This is a genomic window from Pseudomonadota bacterium, from assembly GCA_027624715.1.
In the GTDB taxonomy this organism is placed as follows: Bacteria; Pseudomonadota; Gammaproteobacteria; order Burkholderiales; family Eutrophovitaceae; genus Eutrophovita.
The window spans coordinates 102,830-124,780 of sequence record JAQBTV010000004.1; the positions used below are offsets into that span (position 1 = coordinate 102,830).

The following is a 21,951-nucleotide window of genomic DNA, read 5'->3' on the forward strand; positions in this document are numbered from 1 at the left end:
GCTAAAAGCTAATATTTGAAGCCGTTGCGACCGTTTCCATGTCCTTATCGCCTCGACCAGAAAGATTAACAAGTAACACTTGGTCGGCACTCATTTCAGGGGCTATTTTCATAGCATGAGCTACTGCATGGGCAGTTTCCAGTGCCGGCATTATGCCCTCAATCTTTGTCAACTTATGGAACGCCTCTAAGGCCTCATCATCATTAGCCGAAACATATTCAGCTCGCCCTATATCTTTCAGCCAGGAATGCTCTGGTCCGACACCCGGGTAATCTAATCCTGCGGAAATAGAATGCGTCTCGATAATCTGTCCATTATCATCTTGCATCAGATACGTACGATTTCCATGCAAAACACCTGGCGTACCCGAGGCAAGTGGCGCTGCGTGTTTCCCAGTATGAATGCCGGCTCCGCCAGCCTCTACGCCAATAAGACGAACACCTAAATCTTTAATGTACGGATAGAAAACACCTAACGCGTTGGACCCTCCCCCGACGCACGCGATGACAGCGTCCGGCTGGCGACCAATCATTTCTGGCATTTGGGTTCTTAACTCTTCTCCGACTACCGAATTAAAATCCCGTACGATCATCGGATAAGGATGTGGTCCTGCTACCGTACCTATGATGTAAAAGGTGTTCTCTACATTGGTTACCCAGTCCCGCATGGCTTCGTTGAGCGCATCCTTAAGCGTCTTCGAACCACTTTCTACCGGAACAACCTCTGCGCCAAGCAACCGCATTCGGTAAACATTACTGGCTTGACGTTTAACATCTTTCGATCCCATGTATACGACACAATCCATGCCATACCTCGCTGCAACTGTCGCGGCTGCTACTCCATGCTGACCAGCACCCGTTTCAGCGATGATGCGCTTTTTACCCATATGACGAGCCAACAATGCCTGACCGACCGTATTGTTAACCTTATGAGCGCCAGTATGGTTAAGGTCTTCACGCTTGAACCAGATCTGCGCACCTCCGAGCATTTCAGATAAACGCTTAGCATAATAAACTGGGCTTGGCCGCCCAACAAAATGTTTCAAATCATTATGCAATTCCTTGATAAAACTTGGAGTGTTCTTCAACTTTTCATAATTATCTTTTAAGTCCTCGAGTGCGTGTATTAACGTCTCGGGCACAAACACGCCGCCATAGGGACCGAAGTGGCCTTTATCATCAGGAAAATTATAATTTCGTAATTCTTCGTGCATCTGCATTTTTTACCTCATTAATAAAATCCCGCACGAATGCAAGTTCCTTTAAACCTTTCTGTGCACCTTCTACCCCAGAGCTCACATCAACCGCCCAAGGTTCAACGCAGTCGATTGCTGCAGCAACGTTATCTGGCTTCAATCCTCCCGCCAAGACAATTGGAATCCCTAATTCAGAGGGTATGAGACCCCAGTCAAACGTTTCTCCGGTGCCTCCCGCTGATCCTTGAGAATAAGCATCCAGCAACAGTCCGGATGCCTCTGCATACATTCTGCCACATTCTATCAAATCAACGTCATCGGTAACACGCACAGCCTTTATATACGGCTTGTGAAACCCTGAACAGAACTCTGGCTCTTCATCTCCATGAAACTGTAATAGAGTCAAATCTACAGATTCCAAGGTCTGCAACACCTGATCTCGAGTAGGATTCACAAAGAGCCCGACCGAAGAAACAAATGGAGGTAAGTTCGTGACTATTTTTCGAGCCACTTCAAGATCAACTTTCCGAGGGCTTTGGGAATAAAATATCAGCCCGATCGCATCAACACCAAGGCTCGCCACGCCAAGGGCATTCTCCAATGAGGTTAAACCACAAATCTTGATCCCCGTAATATCATTCTTAATTATCATAAATACACTTTAAACAAAGTAAGCAATATCAACGGCGCAACTAGATAACATTCGAGAGCTTGGAAGCTTCCACTGAGGATCATAATCAACTGATATCAAGTATAGTCCATTGGGACTAAATGTTGGCGCCGCGACACTACGATCTCTCGAGTTGAGCACCTCCTCCATCCAGCTGACTGAATGCTTCCCCGCTCCAATATAAACCAGAGTGCCGATAATATTCCGCACCATGTGATGCAAAAAAGCATTTGCCGTGATGTCGAAAATAATGATATCTCCAAATGAGCGAACGGAAAAGGCCTCAACCGTCCTAACAGGACTCTTAGCCCGACATTCAGATGACCGGAATGCCGAAAAATCGTGTTGGCCGATCAACGCTGGCGCGGCGCGATTCATCGCATCAACATCCAATTTTCTATGGTACCAACCGACTTTTTTCGCAAGCAATGCGGGACGCTGCTCCCTATTCAATAAAAAATAACGGTAGGTTCGTCGCAAAGCCGAGAATCGGGCATGGAAATCTGGGGCTACCTCTGCAACCCAAAGTGCCGCAATATCGTCTGATATTAATGCATTTAATCCGCGCACCCAGGCTCCGTCAGGACGAACAACCTCGGTGTCAAAGTGAACAATCTGATATGTCGCGTGAACTCCCGTATCGGTGCGTCCGGCACAAAAAATATGAATCGGCGCTGCAGCAATCTGACTCAATCCTCTTTCAATTTCCCCCTGTATTGTGGACGTCTCGGGTTGTATCTGCCAACCGGAAAAAGATGAACCATCGTATTCAATACCCAAAGCTAATCTCACAATGACCTCTTCAAAAACTTCTAGGACTTTGCCTAAGAAGCTCTATATTAAAAAGACTGTTAAACCGGTGTCAAACGTGATAATAGGGTGTACTTCTCGAATGAGTTAGGGCTTCGATGGCGGCGAATTCCCGAGATTTAAATCAATCGATGAAAGGTCAAGTGGCTTAGTCACAGGCTGCCCCTTGCTCGCAAACTTACCATCAGCGTACCGCTCATCAATCGGATTAATCAAGTAGCCAAGTGCTAATAACCGCTCCCAAGCGGCGCCCGTTTTATTGGTAATCTCAGAAACAATCTGCGCGACATCATCAAAAGACAGTAAATCTTTTTGCCCCGAATAAACCTCTGCCAGTTTGAGTAAGACATCGAGTCTCTCCGGCTCAAGCACCAAAACTTCCTTGAGAATTTTTTCCGCCTGGCGGTACCGCCCATAGGCAAGAAAAATATCAGCATCCTCAATACAATCCTGATTAAGAGGCACACTACTGACCTCCACATCTGTACGCCCATCGACATCAGCAACTCTTATTGGATTCACTTTATTCACGGCGCCCTCGAATTGATGATGCGCTTCATGTAAATCATTTACGCTCTCCATCTGCTTCAAACGTTTAGAACCCCATAAGCCAATGATGAGTAAAAGTGCAACTGGGATAAAAAGGTATAACGGCTGAGCCCAAATCGTCTCAATGAGCTTAGCCTCCCAGGAGTCCACCTCGACTTTTTGGGTAACAGGAGCATCCTGTACCGAGATCGCCTTGGGAGAATCTTCAACATTGAGTGCTGAGCCACCTGCCTCTTGCTTTTGTGTCAACAACTTAAGGTTAGCAATTATTTTTGCAAGATCATCGGCTCGCCTCTTTTGCTCTTCTAGGGCCTTCTCTGTGGCAAGCAGCCTCTCTTGTAAACCTTCCGCCGCCGCATTTTCAGAAACATTGCCTTTGGAAATTTTAACCACATGAGAACTCTGAGAACTGTCTTGGATATTGACTCTATCAGTAGAAGATTCAACTCGACCCGACTCAGTTCGGTCTGCTTGATCGACTATACTTTGGCCCTGGTCGCTAGCCCGAGCGGCCAGATTATCTCGGTAGGCGCGCCAGTCCGCCATTTGTATACGGATCTCATTGCTCGCCTCCGAAGAAGAAATGGTTTGCAATTCATTGTCGCCGGGTATCCGAATCACATTTCCTGCTCGAAGACGGTTCATGTTGTCGCCTAAAAATGCCTCTCTATTCTTACGAAAAATACCGACTAGCATTTGCTCAAGTGAAAATCCAGATAACCGCTCTTGCTGAGCAATTTTTATCAACGTATCCCCCGGACGCGTAACAATCTGCCGCACGGATTTCGGCTCGATCACGGCATTAACAACTTCTTCATCTACCTTAGAATTTTGCTTTGGATCAACGAATTCAGGCAGGCCCTCTACGTCCGTTGGTAATGAAACAACTTCATTACCCACAGGACCACCTACATCCTTCGTTCTCGCAACCTCATTTTTAATAATCTCAGGCTTCACCTTCGCAAAAGTAGGCTCGTCAATGAAGGGGACCTTCTCCAACGGGGACAGAGAAAGACGCTCCACAACGAGAAGTGGAGGATCTATAAACGCGACATAGGTTCGGCTGACTTTTCCTTGTGGACCAACAAGATCAACTTGCAGATCAATAACCACTTCGTTAACGGCATCTTCCGTTGACAAATGAACTACTGCCTTATTCGCAGTGTTTTCGAAGCGGAGACTAATTCTTGAGATTAGATCATTGTAAATTAAGCCCAGCAGATCGTAGGACGACGGCGATGCCATTGAAACAGTAATCATCTGCGCATCGAGCTCTGCGGCATCGTAAATCACAATGGATGCTTTTAATGGCTCGCCAAGAGCTGAGTCCACCGATAAAGGGCCCATGCGGACCGCATGGGCCGTTAAGCCCTGCAAAACAAGGACTAATGCAACAAGTACTGGGGCAACATATATGATCTTCTTAAACAAACTTACTAACCTCTCTAATCATTCCATATTCTTAATAACCGCACAATAGCATGCCGAGTTCTGGATCTCTATTACCTTCGCGCAATCAAAATACGTAGCATCCTTCTCAGAGGCTCAGCGGCCCCCCAAAGCAATTGATCGCCCACAGTGAACGCTGAATAGACATTATCAGCAAGATTTAATTTTCGAATTCGTCCGATTGGAATATTCAAAGTCCGGGTAACATTAGTCGGTGAAAGCATCGAAATCGTGTGCGCTTTTTGATTTGGAACCACTGACACCCAATCGTTGGCTTGCTCTAAAATCATTTCTATCTCAGACTCTAAGATTGATTTAGAGAGCTTAAAAGTCAGGGCTTGGCTATGACATCTCATTGCTCCCACTCTCACACAAATACCCTCAATAGGAATTGGATTTTCTTCTCTATTTAATATTTTGTTAGCCTCCGCTTGCGCCTTCCACTCCTCTCTACTCTGCCCATTGCCTAAGTCAGAATCTATCCATGGAATAAGGCTTCCGGCTAAGGGAACGCCAAAATGCTCAGTGGGAAACTCTTGGGCCCTCATCCGATCAAGTACGAGCGCATCAATGTTCAATATTTGCCCTGACGATAAGGCCAACTCATTTTCAGCAGCATCGTAAATCGAGCCCATCTGCTGTATTAATTCGCGCATGTTTTGCGCCCCCGCACCAGAAGCAGCCTGATACGTCATCGTAGAAATCCAGTCAACCAATCCTTCTCGAAATAATCCGTGCATCGCGAGCATCATGAGACTCGTCGTACAATTACCACCAATGAAATCTTTTTTTCCGTTACCTAATGCGACATCGATATCACCGCCATTGATCGGATCCAGGATAATGATAGAGTCTAGTGACATGCGAAGCGTCGAGGCGGCATCTATCCAATAACCCGACCAGCCTGATTCTCGAAGGGGCCCGTGTACCTGTTTCGTGTAATTACCACCCTGACAAGAAATAATTACATCCATCTCTGACAACTGACTCAGGCTGTTAGCATCGCGCAAAACAACCTCTGCGCCGTCCAACGGAACAGCTAGCTGCCCCACCTGAGACGTGCTGAAAAATGCGGGGGTTATCTTATCGAAATCCTTCTCCACATTCATACGTTGCATGAGCACAGACCCTACCATTCCTCTCCAACCAACCAACCCTACTTGCATTTTAGTCAACCCTTGAAACTCAGAGAAAAAACATACTCAAAAAAAGACAATTATAAATACTACATCGCTCGAATAACCGCATCACCCATCTCACGTGTACCCACGCGCTGTGTGCCGTCTTGGAAGATGTCTGCCGTCCTGAAACCTTGCGCAAGCACAGACTTTACAGCCAATTCAACACGCTCCGACGCCTCAATTTCATTGAAAGTGTATTTCAGCATCATTGATACCGACAAGATTGTTGCTAACGGATTGGCGACATTTCTGCCCGAGATATCTGGCGCAGACCCATGGATAGGTTCGAATAGTCCTTTGCGGTTGACATCCATAGAGGCTGAAGGAAGCATCCCAATTGATCCGGTTAACATTGAAGCCTCATCGGACAAAATATCGCCAAAGATGTTGCCCGTTAAAATCACATCGAATTGCTTAGGCTCTCGGACTAATTGCATCGCCGCATTGTCAACATACATGTGACTCAATTCAACCGTTGGATACTCAGCAGAAACTTTTGTAACAACTTCTCTCCAAAGAATACTTGTGTCCAGGACATTCGCTTTATCTACCGAACACAACTTACGACTACGTTTTTCAGCTATGTCAAAAGCAACTCGAGCAATCCTCTCAATCTCAGAGACCGAGTACTTCATCGTATCAAATCCCTCATCCTCACCGGACTCAGTTTGACGTCGGCCGCGCGGTTGTCCGAAGTATATGTCCCCCGTCAACTCCCGCAAGATCATGAGATCGAGGTTCTCTACCAATTCATACTTTAAGCTGGAAGCTGCAGCCAATTCAGGATAAACCACGGCTGGACGGAGGTTGGCAAATAAACCCAGTTCTTTACGGATACGCAACAATCCCTGCTCAGGTCTCATTGCGCGAGGCAATACGTCATATTGTGGGCCTCCAACCGCACCAAGAAGCACTGCGTCAGCTTTCTTAGCCAGCGCAACAGTTCGATCCGGCAAAGGGTCTCCCGCCTCGTCGTATCCGGCACCACCAATGGCTCCCATCTCATACTCTATACCCATACCATTGGCCTTTAACGCGTCAAGTACTCGCAACGCTTGATCAATAACCTCAGGACCAATTCCATCCCCTGGAAGCACTGCTATCTTCATGTATACCCTTAAAATTCTTTATTAATTTAAACAATCAATAGATCTTGACCGGTTATATTTTTTGACTATTGACCCAGACGCAACTTTCATGCCTAGCCAAATAACCAAGGCTGATTTAATTGATGCTGCGCTTCAAATTTTTTAATTTCATCAACATGCTGCAACGTCAAGGCAATGTCGTCTAGTCCATTTAAAAGACAATGCTTACGAAATGGATCCATGTCGAAATCAAAGTTTTTACTCACATCCATATTTGATACTCGCTGATTTTCTAAATCAACCGTTAATTTAAACCCAGGGAAACCAAACACATCGTGAAACAAGGTGTCTACCTCAGTCTCTGAAAGCACAATGGGTAGGAGTCCATTTTTCAATGAATTATTAAAGAATATTTCACCAAAACTAGGGGCAATGACAGCCTTAAACCCATAATCCATTAAAGCCCATGGCGCATGCTCGCGTGAAGAACCACAACCAAAATTCTTTCGTCCAAGCAAAATGGATGCCCCCTGATATCTGGTCTCATTCAAGATAAAGTCGGGATTCGGCTGCCTTTTTGCCCGCGGGATGCCAGGCTGTCCAACGTCCAAGAATCTCCAAGCGTCAAACAAATTCACACCAAAACCAGATCTTTTGATCGACTTAAGAAACTGTTTTGGAATAATAGCGTCCGTGTCCACATTGGCACGATCTAGAGGAGCAACGAGCCCTTGGTATACAACAAATTTTTCCATGGCTTAATCCATTAAAAAGTAAAATATTAAATATTTACTCACTCATCATGCTGCGCACGTCGACGAAAGCACCTTCTATGGCTGCGCTCGCTGCCATCGCAGGGCTCACCAGATGGGTCCGTCCACCTGCACCTTGACGGCCTTCAAAGTTACGATTAGACGTCGAAGCACATCTCTCCCCGGACTCCAAACGATCATTATTCATCGCAAGACACATGGAGCAACCCGGTTGTCTCCATTCAAACCCTGCAGCAATAAAAACCTTATCTAACCCCTCCTGTTCTGCTTGCGCCTTAACAAGACCAGAACCTGGCACTACCATCGCCAACCGAACATTTGATGCGATACGCTTTCCTGCTACCACCTTCGCCGCAATCCGCAGATCCTCAATACGTGAGTTCGTACATGAGCCAATAAATATTTTATCAACATGAATATCTGTGATCCGGGTATTAGGCTCCAGACCCATATATTTAAGCGCACGCTCAATACCTTCTCGCTTTTCTGCATCTTTTTCTTGGTCTGGGTCTGGAACGCGACCATTCACATCCAGCACCATCTCAGGAGAAGTTCCCCAAGTAACCTGCGGAATAAGCACACTACCATCTAATGTGACGACCAAATCAAACACCGCATCTGGATCAGATCTTAAAGTTCTCCAGTACGAGACGGCCCGATCCCAAAGATCGCCGGTTGGCGCAAAAGTACGACCCCGAAGATAATCGATCGTAATTTGATCAACAGCTATCATCCCAGCTCTCGCGCCCGCCTCAATCGCCATATTGCACAACGTCATCCGCCCCTCGACGGTTAACGATTCAATCGCTGGGCCAGCAAACTCAATTGCATAGCCCGTTCCACCCGCAGTCCCAATTTTTCCAATAAGAGAAAGCGCAATGTCCTTTGCGCTCACTCCAGCCTGTAGTTTTCCCTCCACTCTGACCAGCATGTTCTTCATCTTCTTTTGAACCAGACACTGACTTGCCAGCACGTGCTCGACTTCAGACGTGCCAATTCCGTGCGCCAAGCAGGCTAGCGCGCCATGTGTGCTCGTGTGAGAGTCTCCACAAACAACGGTCATTCCTGGCAATGTTGCACCCTGCTCTGGCCCTATGACGTGAACAATACCCTGCCTTGGATCAAGAAAAGGAAAGTAAGCCTTGGATCCGTACTCCTTGATATTTTGGTCGAGCGTATCAACCTGAAGCTTAGAAATAGGATCTTCTATACCCTTATCCCAATCAGTGGTCGGTGTATTGTGGTCTGCCGTAGCGACTATTGAATCAATGCGCCAAGGGCGACGTTTAGCAAGTTTCAACCCTTCATACGCCTGCGGGCTCGTCACCTCATGCACCAAATGTCTGTCAATGTAAATGAGCGCAGTACCGTCGTCTTCCATTCTAACAACGTGACTATCCCAAAGTTTGTCATACAGGGTTTTCAACATTATGATTACACCTATCGGCTAACTGATTAAGACTTAATGACAGGATTATGACACACAGATTGAGTTCAATCATGAGGGCTTAAAGCCCTAACCATCAAATCTATTACGAAGCCAAAGTATCAAAATGAGCCCTAATAGGCTTGTCAGTGCAGACACAGCGAAGGTAGCTGCGCCGCCCCAGTTCTCCCACACAACGCCAGAAACAAGAGTTCCTGATGCGCCTCCGGCGCCAAAACCAATACTAGAGTAGAGCGCTTGGCCTCTCGATCTATAAGCTCCTGTAAACAACTTGTTTGTCGCCACAATACCAGCGACATGAAACAAACCGAAAGTAATGGCATGCATCATTTGCGCGATGGCAAGCAACATTAAGCTATCGTGGCCAACATGAAAGATAAAGAATCTACAGGCCGCAATAAAAAAACAAAACAAAAACAAATCATTGATGCTAAATCTCTTAAAAAGACGAGGCATCAATAAGAAAATAAAAATTTCGGCGATGACTGCAATCGCCCATAACCAACCAACTGTCGAGTTGCTATGGCCAAGGCTAACTACAAAAATTGAAAAAAATGTGTTGTATGCCCCATGAGCGAACTGCATGATAAAAAAACAAACCATTAACGCAATAATCCGTTGATCTTTCAGAAAATAGATAGGTTTTGCAAGCTCATTGGCACACACTGGTGCTTCGTTATCACGAGGAAGCATCAAAACGGCGCTTAGGATAATCAGCAGCATAGCGCAAATAATCCAGTCCAAATAAAGGACATCTAACCATTCAAAGAGGTAGCCTCCACTGACCACCACCAAGATAAAACCAATCGAGCCCCAAACACGAATCTGCCCATAGATTGATATTTCTTCTCCCAAAGCCTCAACACAGAGAGCCTCCGCAATGGGGAGAATTCCCGACCAAAGCAGACCCCAAATAATTAATACGCCTGCGACGGAAAAAAATGATCCCTTCGCGATCATGAGCGCGAAAAGTACCGGACTAATGAATGCGAGAATCCTAAGAAGCTTATATTTGTGCCCCCAATGATCGGCTAACCAAGCCCAAAAAAAAGGAACAATAATCCTTAAGGTAGGACTGATTCCCAACAAGACTGCTATTTCAAGAGGGGCAAACCCTCGCCTTTGGAGATACAAAGCAAAGAATGGTCCGAAGGCGCCTACAAAGGCAAAGTACCAAAAGTAAAAATTTGATAATCGACCAAACAAAGACGTCATAGGCAATAAAATCCCGTAACCAACCCTATTGCGTGGAATTAATGAGTCTAGCCGAGAAGCTGAAGACCAACCCTTTTAACGTCAATCTAGTGCACGATTTTGGCTAGACAATTTTGGCGTCGTCGTTTCAACATCTGCGTTCTGACCTCGATGTCTTAACGCATGATCAATAAGGACCAAAGCAACCATAGCTTCTGCAATAGGCGTTGCCCTTATACCCACACAAGGGTCATGACGTCCATACGTATTCACAGTAACTGAAGAGCCATCTTTATCGATCGATTGGCGATCTAGACGAATACTCGAAGTGGGTTTTATCGCGATTCGGGCGACCACGTCCTGACCAGTGGATATTCCACCAAGCACGCCACCCGAATGATTACTTAAAAACCCGTCTGGCGTCATTTGATCGCTGTGAGTCGTACCTGATTGAACTACTGACTCGAATCCAGCACCAATCTCAACTCCCTTTACCGCATTGATTCCCATCAATGCTCCGGCAAGGTCCGCATCAAGCTTATCAAAAACTGGCTCACCCCAACCAACCGGAACCCCAGTCGCCACCACTGTTATCTTGGCACCACAAGAATCACCGGATTTCCTCAATTGATCCATATGCTGTTCCAGCTCCGGCACAATTACTGGATCAGGCGAAAAAAATGGGTTTTGATCCACAATATCCCACGTCTTAAAATCAATTTTGATAGGGCCAATTTGAGACATGTATCCCCGTACCTCTACGCCGTAACGTTCCCGCAACCATTTTTTCGCAATTGCCCCAGCCGCAACTCTAGCTGCAGTCTCCCGAGCTGACGATCGCCCACCACCTCTAAAATCACGCTCACCATATTTTTGCCAATACGTGTAATCAGCGTGGCCAGGACGAAACTGGTCGGCTATATTGCCGTAATCCTTTGATCGCTGGTCAACATTACGAATAAGAAGCGCTATAGGAACCCCAGTTGTACGGCCTTCAAAAACTCCAGACAAAATCTCAACAGTATCAGGTTCTCTTCTTTGCGTGACATGACGCGAGGTACCGGGCCTTCTTCGATCCAGCTCTTTTTGTATGTCTTCTGCACAAATACTCAATCCAGGCGGACACCCATCGACGACGCATCCAATAGCGGGGCCATGGCTCTCTCCAAATGATGTCACGCAAAAAGCTTTTCCGATTGTGTTACCAGCCATTATCAGTTCAACACAGTTATCAATTAATAAAAAAAAGATTTGTACGCTTCAGTTTAACACAGCACCCGCTTTCCGAGGCTCAAGAAATTGAGTGCTGGCTTGGAAATTAGTTGATAAACTTAGGCGCCTAGGCATCAAGTGGCTTAACTCCAATCACCAGGAACATCGATGCGATCATACCTTGACCTCATGGAACACATTCGTAATAACGGAACCCCAAAAGGGGATCGAACCGGCACGGGAACATTAAGCGTGTTTGGGGCCCAATTGCGCTTCGACCTCAAGGAGGGTTTTCCACTGCTTACCACGAAAAAGGTTCATCTAAAATCGATCATCCATGAATTGTTGTGGTTCTTAAGTGGAGACACGAACATCAAATACCTCAAAGACAACGGCGTAACCATTTGGGACGAATGGGCAGACGAGCATGGGAATCTAGGTCCAGTCTATGGCCAACAATGGCGCTCTTGGCCAACTTCTAACGGAAAGCATATTGATCAAATCAAAAAAGTCGTTCAAGACATCAAGGGAAACCCGAATTCACGTCGCCTCATAGTTTCTGCTTGGAACGTCGGCGAGATCGATAAGATGGCTTTAGCACCCTGCCATACTTTTTTCCAGTTTTATGTTGCAGACGGTAAACTATCGTGTCAACTCTACCAACGAAGCGCAGACTTTTTCCTTGGCGTGCCCTTCAATATAGCGTCGTATGCTTTATTAAATATGATGGTTGCTCAGGTGTGCGGCCTTCAAGTGGGTGACTTCGTGCACACTTTTGGTGATTGTCACCTGTACATCAATCATTTAGACCAAGCTAATGAACAACTTTCCCGCACACCTCGCACACTGCCAAAAATGAATATCAACAAAAATATCAAAAATATTTTTGATTTCAGTTACGCCGACTTCACCCTTGAGAACTACGATCCATATCCCCTGATTAAAGCTCCCATCGCAGTATAGTTAGGATAATCCAATGGGTATCACAATCATTGTAGCTAAGGCTCTAAATAGAACTATTGGTAATAACGGCACGCTGCCGTGGCATCTGTCAGCGGACCTAAAACGCTTCAAACAGTTAACCACCGGGAACACAGTAATCATGGGAAGAAAGACCTGGGATTCAATAGGGAAACCACTTCCTAACAGGCACAATATAATAATTACCCGATCAGCACACATAGCTCTTAATGGAGCCCAAACCGCCTCAAATCTCGAGGAGGCGATTCACATGGCGCCCGAGGGATTAGAAAAATTCATCATAGGCGGCGCTGAAATTTATAAGCTCGCTCTACCACTCGTCAGCACAATCGAGATGACTTTAATTCATAAAGAGGTGCCGGGAGACACCTTTTTCCCAGATATTGATTTCACGAGCTGGCATGAATTAAGTAACACGCAACATCATGATGAAACATCTGATTTGTCCTACTCATTCGTCACATACCAACGAATAATTGCGCGCTAACTGAAAGAGCTGGAATGAGCCTATTCGTTAATCACGAGCACCTTAGGTAGTGGAAAGCCATTAAACTCATTTGCATACACGGTCGTGTAGGCGCCCGCATTAGGAAAATACAAAAGATCGCCCTCAATAGTTGTCGCGGGTAACATTTGCTCCCGCGCCAGCACATCCACTGAGTCGCAGCTCGGCCCTGCCACATACCATGGAACTTCATTCCCTGCTTTGTTATTAACCTCAATCTGATACTGAATACCCTGTGAGCACTCCATAAGCCCACCAAATATACCAGCGTCCAGATACATCCACCTCTCGTCCCCCTTGGTTGCCGTTCCAATGACTTGGCATACAAAGTAGGCTGCGTCGGACACCATGTATCGGCCAGGCTCAGCGGTAACTCGAACTTCATCGCCAATGCCGTCCAGTGCATCTTCAATGGCACGACCAATGTACTCGATTGATGGTATTGGCTTTGTGAGACGAACCGGATAGCCGCCACCGATATTCAACAATTCAGGCTTTAAACCTTTAGCCTGCATACTTTTAAAAATACGCTTTGAGGTTTCAATTGCTTGATTCCAATTCTCAATGTTCCGGCATTGAGAACCCACGTGAAAAGTCAGACCACAAAGATCAGCACCCCTCTCAACTGCCACATCTAAAATACTGTCTATATCTCGAGGTTTGACTCCAAACTTACCCGAAAGAGGCCAGTCACTGCCAATATTAGGCGTATCAAAACGTAAATATAACTTTGCATCTGGGACTATAGTATGAATCTTTACGAGCTCCTCTTCGCTATCTAAAACGAACCACCGCACCCCTTTAGACGCCGCATACTGAATGAATGAGCTCGGCTTTACAGGGTTGCTGTACTGAATCGTGGAAGCATCTACGCCAATGGATAACAACAAATCAAGCTCTTTTATCGATGCAATCTCAAATTGACACCCCTCGTGTTTTAGCGCTTGAAGCACGCGTATATCTGGATTGGCTTTAACCGCGTAGTGAGGTGTGATACGGGGCATTGCTGACTGAAACCGATGGTATTTTTTGCGCACAATATTAAGATCCAGAATCAGAACAGGTTGATCGTATCCAACCTTTAACAGGTCATCGACGCGCGCGACGTCAAGACTCACCTCTTCATGTGAATCAAATAAACTTTCCAATTCAACTTGCTGATTGAGCGCTGCTTGGATGGTCATCTTATCCCCCAAAAAAATACACGTCAGTGATTCACCAGAGAGGACAAGGCCCCCGCTCCTATCAAAGCTTTTTCAAGTCACACAAGCCAGACATCATCGTACGGACGATCGAGGATAAAAATATGCAATTTGACGCGCGCAATTATAGGCACTCTCGGCCAAGAATCAAGAAAAATCGCCTAAAAAAGCAAATCTCCAAATTTTTAAAAAAAACAACATATATACAATCAGTTAAACCTTTGGCAAAGTTACTCCGGACTGTCCTTGATACTTTCCACCACGGTCGCGATAAGACGTTTCGCAAACGTCTGCAGCATCTGCCTGAAAAAATATCACTTGGGCCACACCTTCATTGGCATAAATTTTTGCCGGCAAAGTAGTAGTGTTCGAGAACTCTAAGGTCACAAAACCCTCCCACTCAGGCTCAAACGGCGTGACATTGACAATAATCCCGCAGCGCGCATACGTCGATTTACCCAAACAAATCGTTAAAACATCTCGCGGAATACGAAAATATTCCACAGTCCGCGCAAGCGCAAATGAATTTGGCGGAATAATGCAAACATCCCCTAGGAAATCTACGAAAGAGTCTGAATCAAAATTTTTAGGATCCACAATTGTCGAGTTAATGTTGGTGAAAATCTTAAATTCACTGGAACACCGAATATCATATCCGTAGCTTGAAGTTCCATAAGAAACAACCCGCTCTCCATTTACAGACTTTATTTGTTCAGGCTCAAAGGGTTCGATCATCCCCTTCTCTTTAGCCATTTGCCGAATCCATCGATCAGACTTAATACTCATTCGCTCACTCCATCCTATATATTCACTGCAATCAGTTTCACGCTCGCAATTACCAACCCTTAATTGTTATCCACTCTAATTTTTGGGAACGTCTGGCTATAATCGCGCTTTCTTTTAGCAAGCTTGAGCCCAACATCTCGAGCAATCTTTTTATAAATCTCACTAGCGGGCCCATCTGGATCAGAAATTAATGTTGGCGTCCCTGCGTCCAAAGCTTGTCGGATCTTTATGTCTAGAGGCAACGCGCCAAGCACATCAACATCATAGTCTCTAGACATTTCATCCCCTCCGCCTTGGCCAAAAATATGCTCAATGTGGCCGCACTGAGAACATACGTGAACACTCATATTCTCGATAATGCCCAATATCGGTACGTGGACCTTTTCAAACATCTTCAGCGCCTTCCTTGCATCAATCAAGGCAATGTCCTGAGGAGTGGTAACAATAACAACTCCTGTAAGGGGTACTTTTTGAGATAAGGTCAACTGAATATCCCCAGTACCAGGGGGTAAATCAATCAATAAATAATCTAAATCGGACCACATTGTGTCTCTTAATAACTGCTCCAGTGCTTGAGAAACCATTGGTCCTCGCCATACCATCGGTTGATCGACATCAACAAGCACTCCAATCGACATAGCTTGTACGCCATGAGCCTCCATTGGCGATATGGTCTTACCATCAGCAGATTCAGGCCTACCCTTAAGCCCTAACATGATTTGTTGAGAAGGCCCGTAAATGTCAGCATCTAAGACTCCGACACGAGCGCCTTCAGCAGATAAAGCAAGGGCAAGATTCGTTGTGGTCGTCGATTTACCAACCCCACCCTTACCTGATGCAATCGCAATCACATTGCGTACGTTTGGGAGCAGCTTCAATCCAGGTTGAGTAGCATGCGCGACAATTCTCAGTTCAAAAATCACCTCAATTTGTTTTTCACCTGCAAGCTCACCGAGGTCTTCTACGATAAGTTGAGACAGAATCGACTCAAAACTTCTCATAGGATAACCCACAAGAAGCGTAATTTTAATCAGAGATTCGTCAGTTTCAACGGCTACTTTTTCGCCACATTGACCAATCATCTCACCCGTAGCAGGGTTTTGAATTTTTAAAACTTCTTCTTTAATAGCTTCGTTAGTTATCATTATGATTTACACTTTCATTCTTTAATACCTATTCTAACCAAAACCTAGTCGCAGTTGTACGCCCTTTACCGCTTGGTTTGTTAAAATCCGAAGGTAGAAGACTAAGAATCGTAACCAACAAAAAAAATGACCAGAAGAATCCTTGTTACATCAGCCCTCCCATATGCGAATGGCAGCATTCACCTGGGTCACTTAGTCGAATATATTCAAACAGACATTTGGGTTAGAGCGAAAAAGATGTTTGGGCATGAAGTGCATTACGTCTGTGCCGACGATACACACGGTACTCCAGTAATGCTGAGAGCCGAACAAGAGAATATCTCTCCCGAGCAACTGATACAAAGAGTACATCAAGAACACTCTTTAGACTTCAATGACTTTGGTGTCCGCTTTGACAACTATTACACCACCAACTCACCTGAGAATCAGGAGCTTTGCGAAAAAATATTTAATTCATTATCTGAGGCTGGTCTTATTGTCGAAAAAGAGGTCGAACAATTCTATGATCCGATCAAAAAAATGTTTCTCCCTGACCGATATGTCAAAGGAATCTGTCCAAAATGTAGCGCATCAGATCAATATGGCGACTCTTGTGAGGTCTGCGGTGCGACATACTCTCCTACAGAACTAATCGAACCCTATTCAACTATTTCTGGTGCGAAACCAGATCGAAAAAGATCTACTCATCTATTTTTCAAACTCTCGGATACACGCTGCGAAGAATTTTTAAGGGGGTTCACACAAAACGCACACAGACTGCAGCCGGAAGCCGCCAACAAAATGAAAGAATGGCTTGGGGAAGCCGGGCAAAGTAAGTTATCTGACTGGGATATTTCTAGAGACGCGCCATACTTTGGCTTTCCGATACCCGGAACGAATCAAACCAAATTCTTTTATGTTTGGCTGGATGCTCCTATAGGATATTTTGGAAGTTTTCTAAACTACCTTGCAAATTACCAGTCGGAAGACAGAGCAAACCTGACTCGTGACTTTCTTAAACCAGGAGGGGACACAGAGCTTATACACTTCATCGGCAAAGATATTCTTTACTTCCATGCGCTTTTTTTTCCAGCCGTACTCGAGTTCTCCGGATTCAGGACTCCGACGAAGATATATGCACATGGATTCTTGACCGTAAACGGACAAAAAATGTCTAAATCTCGCGGCACATTCATTACTGCGAGGAGCTTCTTAGAGAGCGGACTCGAACCGGAATGGCTCCGTTATTATTACGCGGCCAAGCTAAACGCCTCAATGGAAGATATTGATCTTAATCTGACTGATTTCATGGCGCGCGTTAACAGTGATTTAGTCGGCAAGTACATCAATATTGCTAGCCGTGCAGCGAACTTCCTCGCTAAAAAATTTGATGGGCACTTAAGCGACGTTTCGCTGGATCAGCACGACCTATTACAATATTTTTTCAGCCGATCGAAAAATATTTCTGATGCGTATGAAGCGCGAGAATACAGCAAGGGCCTTAGAGAGATTATGTCGCTTGCGGACCGGGCAAATAGTTATATTGATGCAAAAAAACCCTGGGAGTTAGCCAAATCAGAATCTGATTCCAAAGAGCTTCAAGAGGTATGCTCAGTAGCCGTTAATTTGTTCAAAATACTCACTGTGTATCTGAAACCTGTGCTACCGAAGGTCGCAACTGCAGTCGAAGACTTTCTCAATATCAAGGAACTTCAGTGGCCCGATAGCGAGAGAAGTCTCCCTCCAAAACACCACATCAACGCTTATAACCATTTAATAGCTCGCATCGACCCCAAGCTGATTGACAAATTAATAGCCGTAAATATTCAGAAGCCTGTTGACGCCGCATCTAAACCGACGAAGAGAAACAAAAATAAAATGACTGATGACAATACAAAAGAAGCCGAAAATAAAGCACCTAATGAGATTACGATTGATGCATTTAACAACATAGACCTCCGGGTCGGAAGAATTATCGAAGCTGAACATGTTGAGGGCGCAGATAAATTAGTACGTCTGCAAATTGACCTTGGCACAGAACAAAGACAAGTATTCGCGGGAATCAAATCAGCATACAACCCAGAAGACCTTAAGCAAAAGCTTGTCGTTGTGGTTGCAAACTTAAAGGCTAGAAAAATGCGTTTTGGTGAATCTCAAGGTATGGTCCTAGCAGCCAGCGGGGAAGATTCAGGGATTTTTTTAATTTCCCCGGAATCAGGTGCGGTTCCGGGTATGCGGGTTAAATAAGCCGCAGCGCTCTAATACGTAAGACTGACAGCCTCTGGACTCAGCCATTCACTCAACTCACTAAACAACGAGTCTTCTGGGCGAACACGCCATTCTTCTCCCAGATCAATTTCAGCCTCACCACTCGGACCTTGATACAAGACTCTTACCGGAATAGGACCGTCACGATACTGAGCGAGAATTGTTTTAAGTTGTTCTGCATCAGCCCCTCGATTCATACGCAACTTCAGAATTTTACCAAACCGCTCTCGTACAGCCGCCAAACTGAAAACGTTTTCTGCCGCAATTCTAGAAAAAATAGATGCCTCATTCAACTCCGATCCTCGACGATAGGAACGAATCTTAGCCTCAAAAACGACGATTGCATCTTCTTTTACAAGATCTCTGAATCGATCCAAGAACTCATCATAAAGCACAACTTCTTCAGAACCATAACCATCCGAGATAGTTACAACCATCATTCGTCCATTGTTGGTCTTTTGTATGCGGGTCGAATCAACAATCCCAGCTAGCAACATTTGACGGACACCTTCACCTGGAACCGGAACAGAAATCGCATTGAGGCGACTGGACACGACTAACGATAATTCTTGCTCAAAACTCTTAAAGGGATGACCGCTGTAATAAAAACCTAAGGCCACTTTCTCGTTCTGAAGTTGCTCATAATCAGCCCAATGGCGCGCCTCAGTCATTGCAGCCTCACCCACAGACTTGATGTCGTCATCAAACAAACTCACCTGAGAAAGATCTCTATCTTGTTGCTCGGCTGCTGCTATGGCAGAGTGCACTGAAGCTAGCAACTTGGCACGATTAGCATCCAAGCTATCAAACGCACCAGCCCTTATTAAAGACTCAACGCTACGTTTATTAACGACGCGCCTATCCACGCGGCAACAAAAATCAAAGAAACTCTCAAATGCACCATTTGCTCGAATATGGAGGATATGTTCAATAGCCGCCTCTCCTGTCCCCCTAATTCCGCCTAGACCGTATCGTATCTGCGTGTCTGATACCGGTACAAATCGATACTCTGACTCATAAATATCCGGCGGCAAAAGTGTTAAATTATTTTTAATACAGTCTGCAAACAAATGTTGGATTCGATCAGTATCGTCCATCGAAGCAGACATATTCGCCGCCATAAACGCGGAAATATAGTGACATTTAAACCAAGCCGTTTGATACGCTATTAACGCGTACGCCGCCGCATGCGATTTATTGAACCCATACCCGGCAAACTTTTCCATCAAATCAAAGATTTCATTTGACTTAGTCTCACTCAATCCATTCCTCTTCGACCCTTCCAAAAATAATTGACGATGCTGCGCCATCTCTTCTGGTTTTTTCTTACCCATGGCACGACGTAAAAGATCAGCTCCGCCAAGTGAATACCCTCCGATGATTTGGGCCATTTGCATTACTTGCTCTTGGTAAACCATAATTCCATAGGTCTCATCCAAAATGGCTTTGACACGCTCATCAGGGAAATTAACCTGTTGGCGGCCATGTTTTCTCTCAACGAAATCCGGAATCAGATCCATCGGACCTGGCCTAAAGAGCGCCACTAACGCGACAATATCCTCAAAGCGATCTGGCTGCGCCCTTTCAATTAAATCTGTCATCCCTCGCGATTCAAACTGAAAAACGGCGGCACTATTTCCACTTGAAAAAATACGATACGTCTCTAAATCATCAAGCGGTATTTCAGCCAAATCAATGATCTTATCAGGATCTAATCTCTTGATAAATTTTAAAGTCCAATCAATGACTGTTAGCGTGGTTAGACCAAGAAAATCAAACTTAACCAGACCGATATGTTCAACATCATCTTTGTCCAGCTGAGAAATAACGCTATGAGAACCATCGGCCGAATACAGCGGGCAGAAATCGCTAAGTGCTGAAGGCGCAATCAAAACACCTCCAGCGTGCATCCCAACGTTTCGGGTGATGCCCTCCAACTGCCTCGCTAACGCAAGAAGCTCTCGAGTCTCTTCATCCGAGTCCTCTCTTTCTTTGAAACGAGGCTCCATTTCCCTCGCGAGATCCAACGTGATGAGTTGCCCTGGCTGAAAGGGGATTAACTTTGCAAGTTCGTCAGCCCGGCCATAACTCCAATCCATAACTCGAGCCACATCTCTCACAACAGCCTTTGCTGCCATTGTTCCGAACGTCACAATTTGTGACACCGATTCTGACCCATATTTTTCGCGTACATAGTCAATGACACGATCTCGTCCATCTTGACAAAAATCAATATCAAAATCTGGCATTGACACCCGCTCTGGATTTAAGAAACGCTCAAAGAGCAGGTTATATTGAATAGGATCTAAATCAGTAATACCAAGTGAGAACGCAACCAAGGATCCAGCGCCAGATCCTCTACCGGGGCCAACAGGCACATCGTTATTCTTGGCCCAGTTAATGAAATCAGCAACGATCAAGAAGTATCCTGCGAAACCCATATTTACGATCGTGTCAATCTCAAACTTCAATCTATCTCGATACCCTTTAGTAACAATCGCCTCTTCAATGTCACCACTACGAATACGCCTCATGCGCTTATCAAGACCATCAGAAGCTTGAGCCTCCAAAAACTGTTCAAGCGACACCCCAGAAGGCGTAGGGAAATTAGGCAGTTGCGGATTGCCTAAATCAAACTCCAAAGAACATCGCTGAGCAATTTCTAAAGCGTTTTCAATTGCGCCCGGCAAATCCGAAAAGAGCTCACACATCTGCACCGCAGATTTAAAATACTGCTCCTCATTGAAGGGGCTCCGTCTATTCTGGTCAGCAAGCAAAAACCCCTCCGCAATACAGTATCGGACTTCATGAGCCATGAATTCTGTTTGCACCAAAAACTCCACAGGATGAGTCGCCACCACCGGAATATTTTCTTGTTTTGCGAGACGCATTACGGCCGTCTCCAATGAGCCTCTAATCTCGCCATTTGACCGTTGTATTTCGAGATAAAAACGCCCATCAAACAAAGCGCCCCAATACTTAAGCTTTTCAGTAGCCTCATGAATATCGCCGTCCATTAGTGACCGTTCAACATCTCCCTGCCTCCAACCCGATAGGGCAATTAGCCCCTTGGAACCTTCGGCTTCAATCCATTCACTATGAATAGCCACCCGAGCTCCCCTATCGCTACCAACATATGCACGCGTTAACCAACGACTCAGTCTCAAATATCCCTCAGTGTTCTGAACCAAAAGCAATAAGCGCATAGGGGCTTTACCGGTCGGCGTCAGTACCGACACATCACAGCCTACTATTGGTTTGAGGCCCCGCTTTCTTGCTGCACGATAAAACTTAACGACCCCAAATAAGTTATCAAGGTCAGTAAGTGCAACCGAAGGCATACCATACTCAAGAGCGCGGTCGCATAACTCAGGTATACGAACCATACCCTGAGTAATCGAGTATTCGCTGTGCGTTCTTAAATGTATAAATTGAGAAATGCTCATGCCATTATTGTACGATGTGTATCGGTATGATATCCAAAGATTGAAAAGCACCCTTTCGAATATTCATAATT

17 protein-coding genes are annotated in these 21,951 nt (G+C 45.4%); 3 read left to right on the forward strand and 14 right to left on the reverse strand.

Going from position 1 to position 21,951, the window contains the following annotated elements; translation table 11 throughout:
- Position 1 precedes the first annotated feature (1 nt).
- The 10 genes from trpB to aroC all read right to left on the reverse strand — a co-directional run bounded on the left by trpB (position 2) and on the right by aroC (position 11,568).
- Positions 2-1,213: a tryptophan synthase subunit beta gene (gene trpB, locus O3A65_04350; protein MDA1331701.1), complete on the reverse strand. Its 1,212-nt coding sequence runs from the start codon at positions 1,211-1,213 to the stop codon at positions 2-4.
- On the reverse strand, positions 1,188-1,847 hold the full coding sequence (locus O3A65_04355; GenBank protein ID MDA1331702.1) for a phosphoribosylanthranilate isomerase: 660 nt from the start codon (positions 1,845-1,847) through the stop codon (positions 1,188-1,190). Before O3A65_04355 ends, trpB begins: the two co-directional genes overlap by 26 nt.
- Positions 1,848-1,856: 9 nt before the next feature.
- Positions 1,857-2,660, reverse strand: a complete 804-nt coding sequence (gene truA, locus O3A65_04360) for a tRNA pseudouridine(38-40) synthase TruA (GenBank protein MDA1331703.1) — start codon at positions 2,658-2,660, stop codon at positions 1,857-1,859.
- Between the two features lie 102 nt (positions 2,661-2,762).
- Positions 2,763-4,655 (reverse strand): hypothetical protein, encoded by a 1,893-nt coding sequence (locus O3A65_04365; protein MDA1331704.1) that lies wholly within the window; start codon positions 4,653-4,655, stop codon positions 2,763-2,765.
- Positions 4,656-4,726: 71 nt separating this feature from the next.
- The gene (asd, locus tag O3A65_04370; protein ID MDA1331705.1) at positions 4,727-5,839 is read right to left on the reverse strand and encodes an aspartate-semialdehyde dehydrogenase; all 1,113 of its coding nucleotides are present in this window, start codon (positions 5,837-5,839) and stop codon (positions 4,727-4,729) included.
- Between the two features lie 59 nt (positions 5,840-5,898).
- A complete protein-coding gene (leuB, locus tag O3A65_04375) occupies positions 5,899-6,963 on the reverse strand; it encodes a 3-isopropylmalate dehydrogenase (protein ID MDA1331706.1) in 1,065 nt (354 codons plus the stop codon).
- Positions 6,964-7,055: 92 nt separating this feature from the next.
- On the reverse strand, positions 7,056-7,697 hold the full coding sequence (gene leuD / locus O3A65_04380; GenBank protein ID MDA1331707.1) for a 3-isopropylmalate dehydratase small subunit: 642 nt from the start codon (positions 7,695-7,697) through the stop codon (positions 7,056-7,058).
- A 34-nt stretch (positions 7,698-7,731) separates the two neighbouring features.
- Positions 7,732-9,144, reverse strand: a complete 1,413-nt coding sequence (gene leuC / locus O3A65_04385; protein MDA1331708.1) for a 3-isopropylmalate dehydratase large subunit — start codon at positions 9,142-9,144, stop codon at positions 7,732-7,734.
- A gap of 87 nt (positions 9,145-9,231) precedes the next feature.
- Positions 9,232-10,377, reverse strand: a complete 1,146-nt coding sequence (locus tag O3A65_04390; GenBank protein ID MDA1331709.1) for an MFS transporter — start codon at positions 10,375-10,377, stop codon at positions 9,232-9,234.
- A gap of 81 nt (positions 10,378-10,458) precedes the next feature.
- Positions 10,459-11,568, reverse strand: a complete 1,110-nt coding sequence (gene aroC, locus O3A65_04395; protein MDA1331710.1) for a chorismate synthase — start codon at positions 11,566-11,568, stop codon at positions 10,459-10,461.
- 168 nt (positions 11,569-11,736) lie between these two features.
- Here aroC and O3A65_04400 point away from each other — a divergent pair, with 168 nt between their 5' ends.
- Together O3A65_04400 and O3A65_04405 are read left to right on the forward strand one after the other, a co-directional pair.
- A complete protein-coding gene (locus tag O3A65_04400; GenBank protein ID MDA1331711.1) occupies positions 11,737-12,531 on the forward strand; it encodes a thymidylate synthase in 795 nt (264 codons plus the stop codon).
- Positions 12,532-12,544: 13 nt separating this feature from the next.
- A complete protein-coding gene (locus O3A65_04405; GenBank protein MDA1331712.1) occupies positions 12,545-13,036 on the forward strand; it encodes a dihydrofolate reductase in 492 nt (163 codons plus the stop codon).
- 20 nt (positions 13,037-13,056) lie between these two features.
- On the opposite strand, the gene O3A65_04410 is transcribed toward O3A65_04405, so the two are convergent.
- The 3 genes from O3A65_04410 to apbC form a co-directional block, all read right to left on the reverse strand.
- On the reverse strand, positions 13,057-14,238 hold the full coding sequence (locus tag O3A65_04410; GenBank protein MDA1331713.1) for a type III PLP-dependent enzyme: 1,182 nt from the start codon (positions 14,236-14,238) through the stop codon (positions 13,057-13,059).
- 231 nt (positions 14,239-14,469) lie between these two features.
- Positions 14,470-15,042, reverse strand: coding sequence for a dCTP deaminase (gene dcd / locus O3A65_04415; protein ID MDA1331714.1), 573 nt, complete (start codon positions 15,040-15,042; stop codon positions 14,470-14,472).
- A 59-nt stretch (positions 15,043-15,101) separates the two neighbouring features.
- Positions 15,102-16,187, reverse strand: coding sequence for an iron-sulfur cluster carrier protein ApbC (gene apbC / locus O3A65_04420; GenBank protein ID MDA1331715.1), 1,086 nt, complete (start codon positions 16,185-16,187; stop codon positions 15,102-15,104).
- Positions 16,188-16,313: 126 nt separating this feature from the next.
- Between apbC and metG the strand changes: the two genes are divergently transcribed.
- Positions 16,314-18,413 (forward strand): methionine--tRNA ligase, encoded by a 2,100-nt coding sequence (metG, locus tag O3A65_04425; GenBank protein ID MDA1331716.1) that lies wholly within the window; start codon positions 16,314-16,316, stop codon positions 18,411-18,413.
- Between the two features lie 11 nt (positions 18,414-18,424).
- Here the strand turns inward: metG and dnaE are convergent, their stop codons facing one another.
- Positions 18,425-21,880: a DNA polymerase III subunit alpha gene (gene dnaE, locus O3A65_04430; protein ID MDA1331717.1), complete on the reverse strand. Its 3,456-nt coding sequence runs from the start codon at positions 21,878-21,880 to the stop codon at positions 18,425-18,427.
- Between the last annotated feature and the right edge of the window lie 71 nt (positions 21,881-21,951).

Coding starts and splice junctions, on each gene's coding strand:
- trpB (MDA1331701.1), bottom strand. CDS start 1,213: ATGCACGAAGAATTACGAAATTATAATTTTCCTGATGATAAAGGCCAC.
- O3A65_04355 (MDA1331702.1), bottom strand. CDS start 1,847: ATGATAATTAAGAATGATATTACGGGGATCAAGATTTGTGGTTTAACC.
- asd (MDA1331705.1), bottom strand. CDS start 5,839: ATGCAAGTAGGGTTGGTTGGTTGGAGAGGAATGGTAGGGTCTGTGCTC.
- leuB (MDA1331706.1), bottom strand. CDS start 6,963: ATGAAGATAGCAGTGCTTCCAGGGGATGGAATTGGTCCTGAGGTTATT.
- leuD (MDA1331707.1), bottom strand. CDS start 7,697: ATGGAAAAATTTGTTGTATACCAAGGGCTCGTTGCTCCTCTAGATCGT.
- leuC (MDA1331708.1), bottom strand. CDS start 9,144: ATGTTGAAAACCCTGTATGACAAACTTTGGGATAGTCACGTTGTTAGA.
- O3A65_04390 (MDA1331709.1), bottom strand. CDS start 10,377: ATGACGTCTTTGTTTGGTCGATTATCAAATTTTTACTTTTGGTACTTT.
- aroC (MDA1331710.1), bottom strand. CDS start 11,568: ATGGCTGGTAACACAATCGGAAAAGCTTTTTGCGTGACATCATTTGGA.
- O3A65_04400 (MDA1331711.1), top strand. CDS start 11,737: ATGCGATCATACCTTGACCTCATGGAACACATTCGTAATAACGGAACC.
- O3A65_04405 (MDA1331712.1), top strand. CDS start 12,545: ATGGGTATCACAATCATTGTAGCTAAGGCTCTAAATAGAACTATTGGT.
- O3A65_04410 (MDA1331713.1), bottom strand. CDS start 14,238: ATGACCATCCAAGCAGCGCTCAATCAGCAAGTTGAATTGGAAAGTTTA.
- dcd (MDA1331714.1), bottom strand. CDS start 15,042: ATGAGTATTAAGTCTGATCGATGGATTCGGCAAATGGCTAAAGAGAAG.
- apbC (MDA1331715.1), bottom strand. CDS start 16,187: ATGATAACTAACGAAGCTATTAAAGAAGAAGTTTTAAAAATTCAAAAC.
- metG (MDA1331716.1), top strand. CDS start 16,314: ATGACCAGAAGAATCCTTGTTACATCAGCCCTCCCATATGCGAATGGC.
- dnaE (MDA1331717.1), bottom strand. CDS start 21,880: ATGAGCATTTCTCAATTTATACATTTAAGAACGCACAGCGAATACTCG.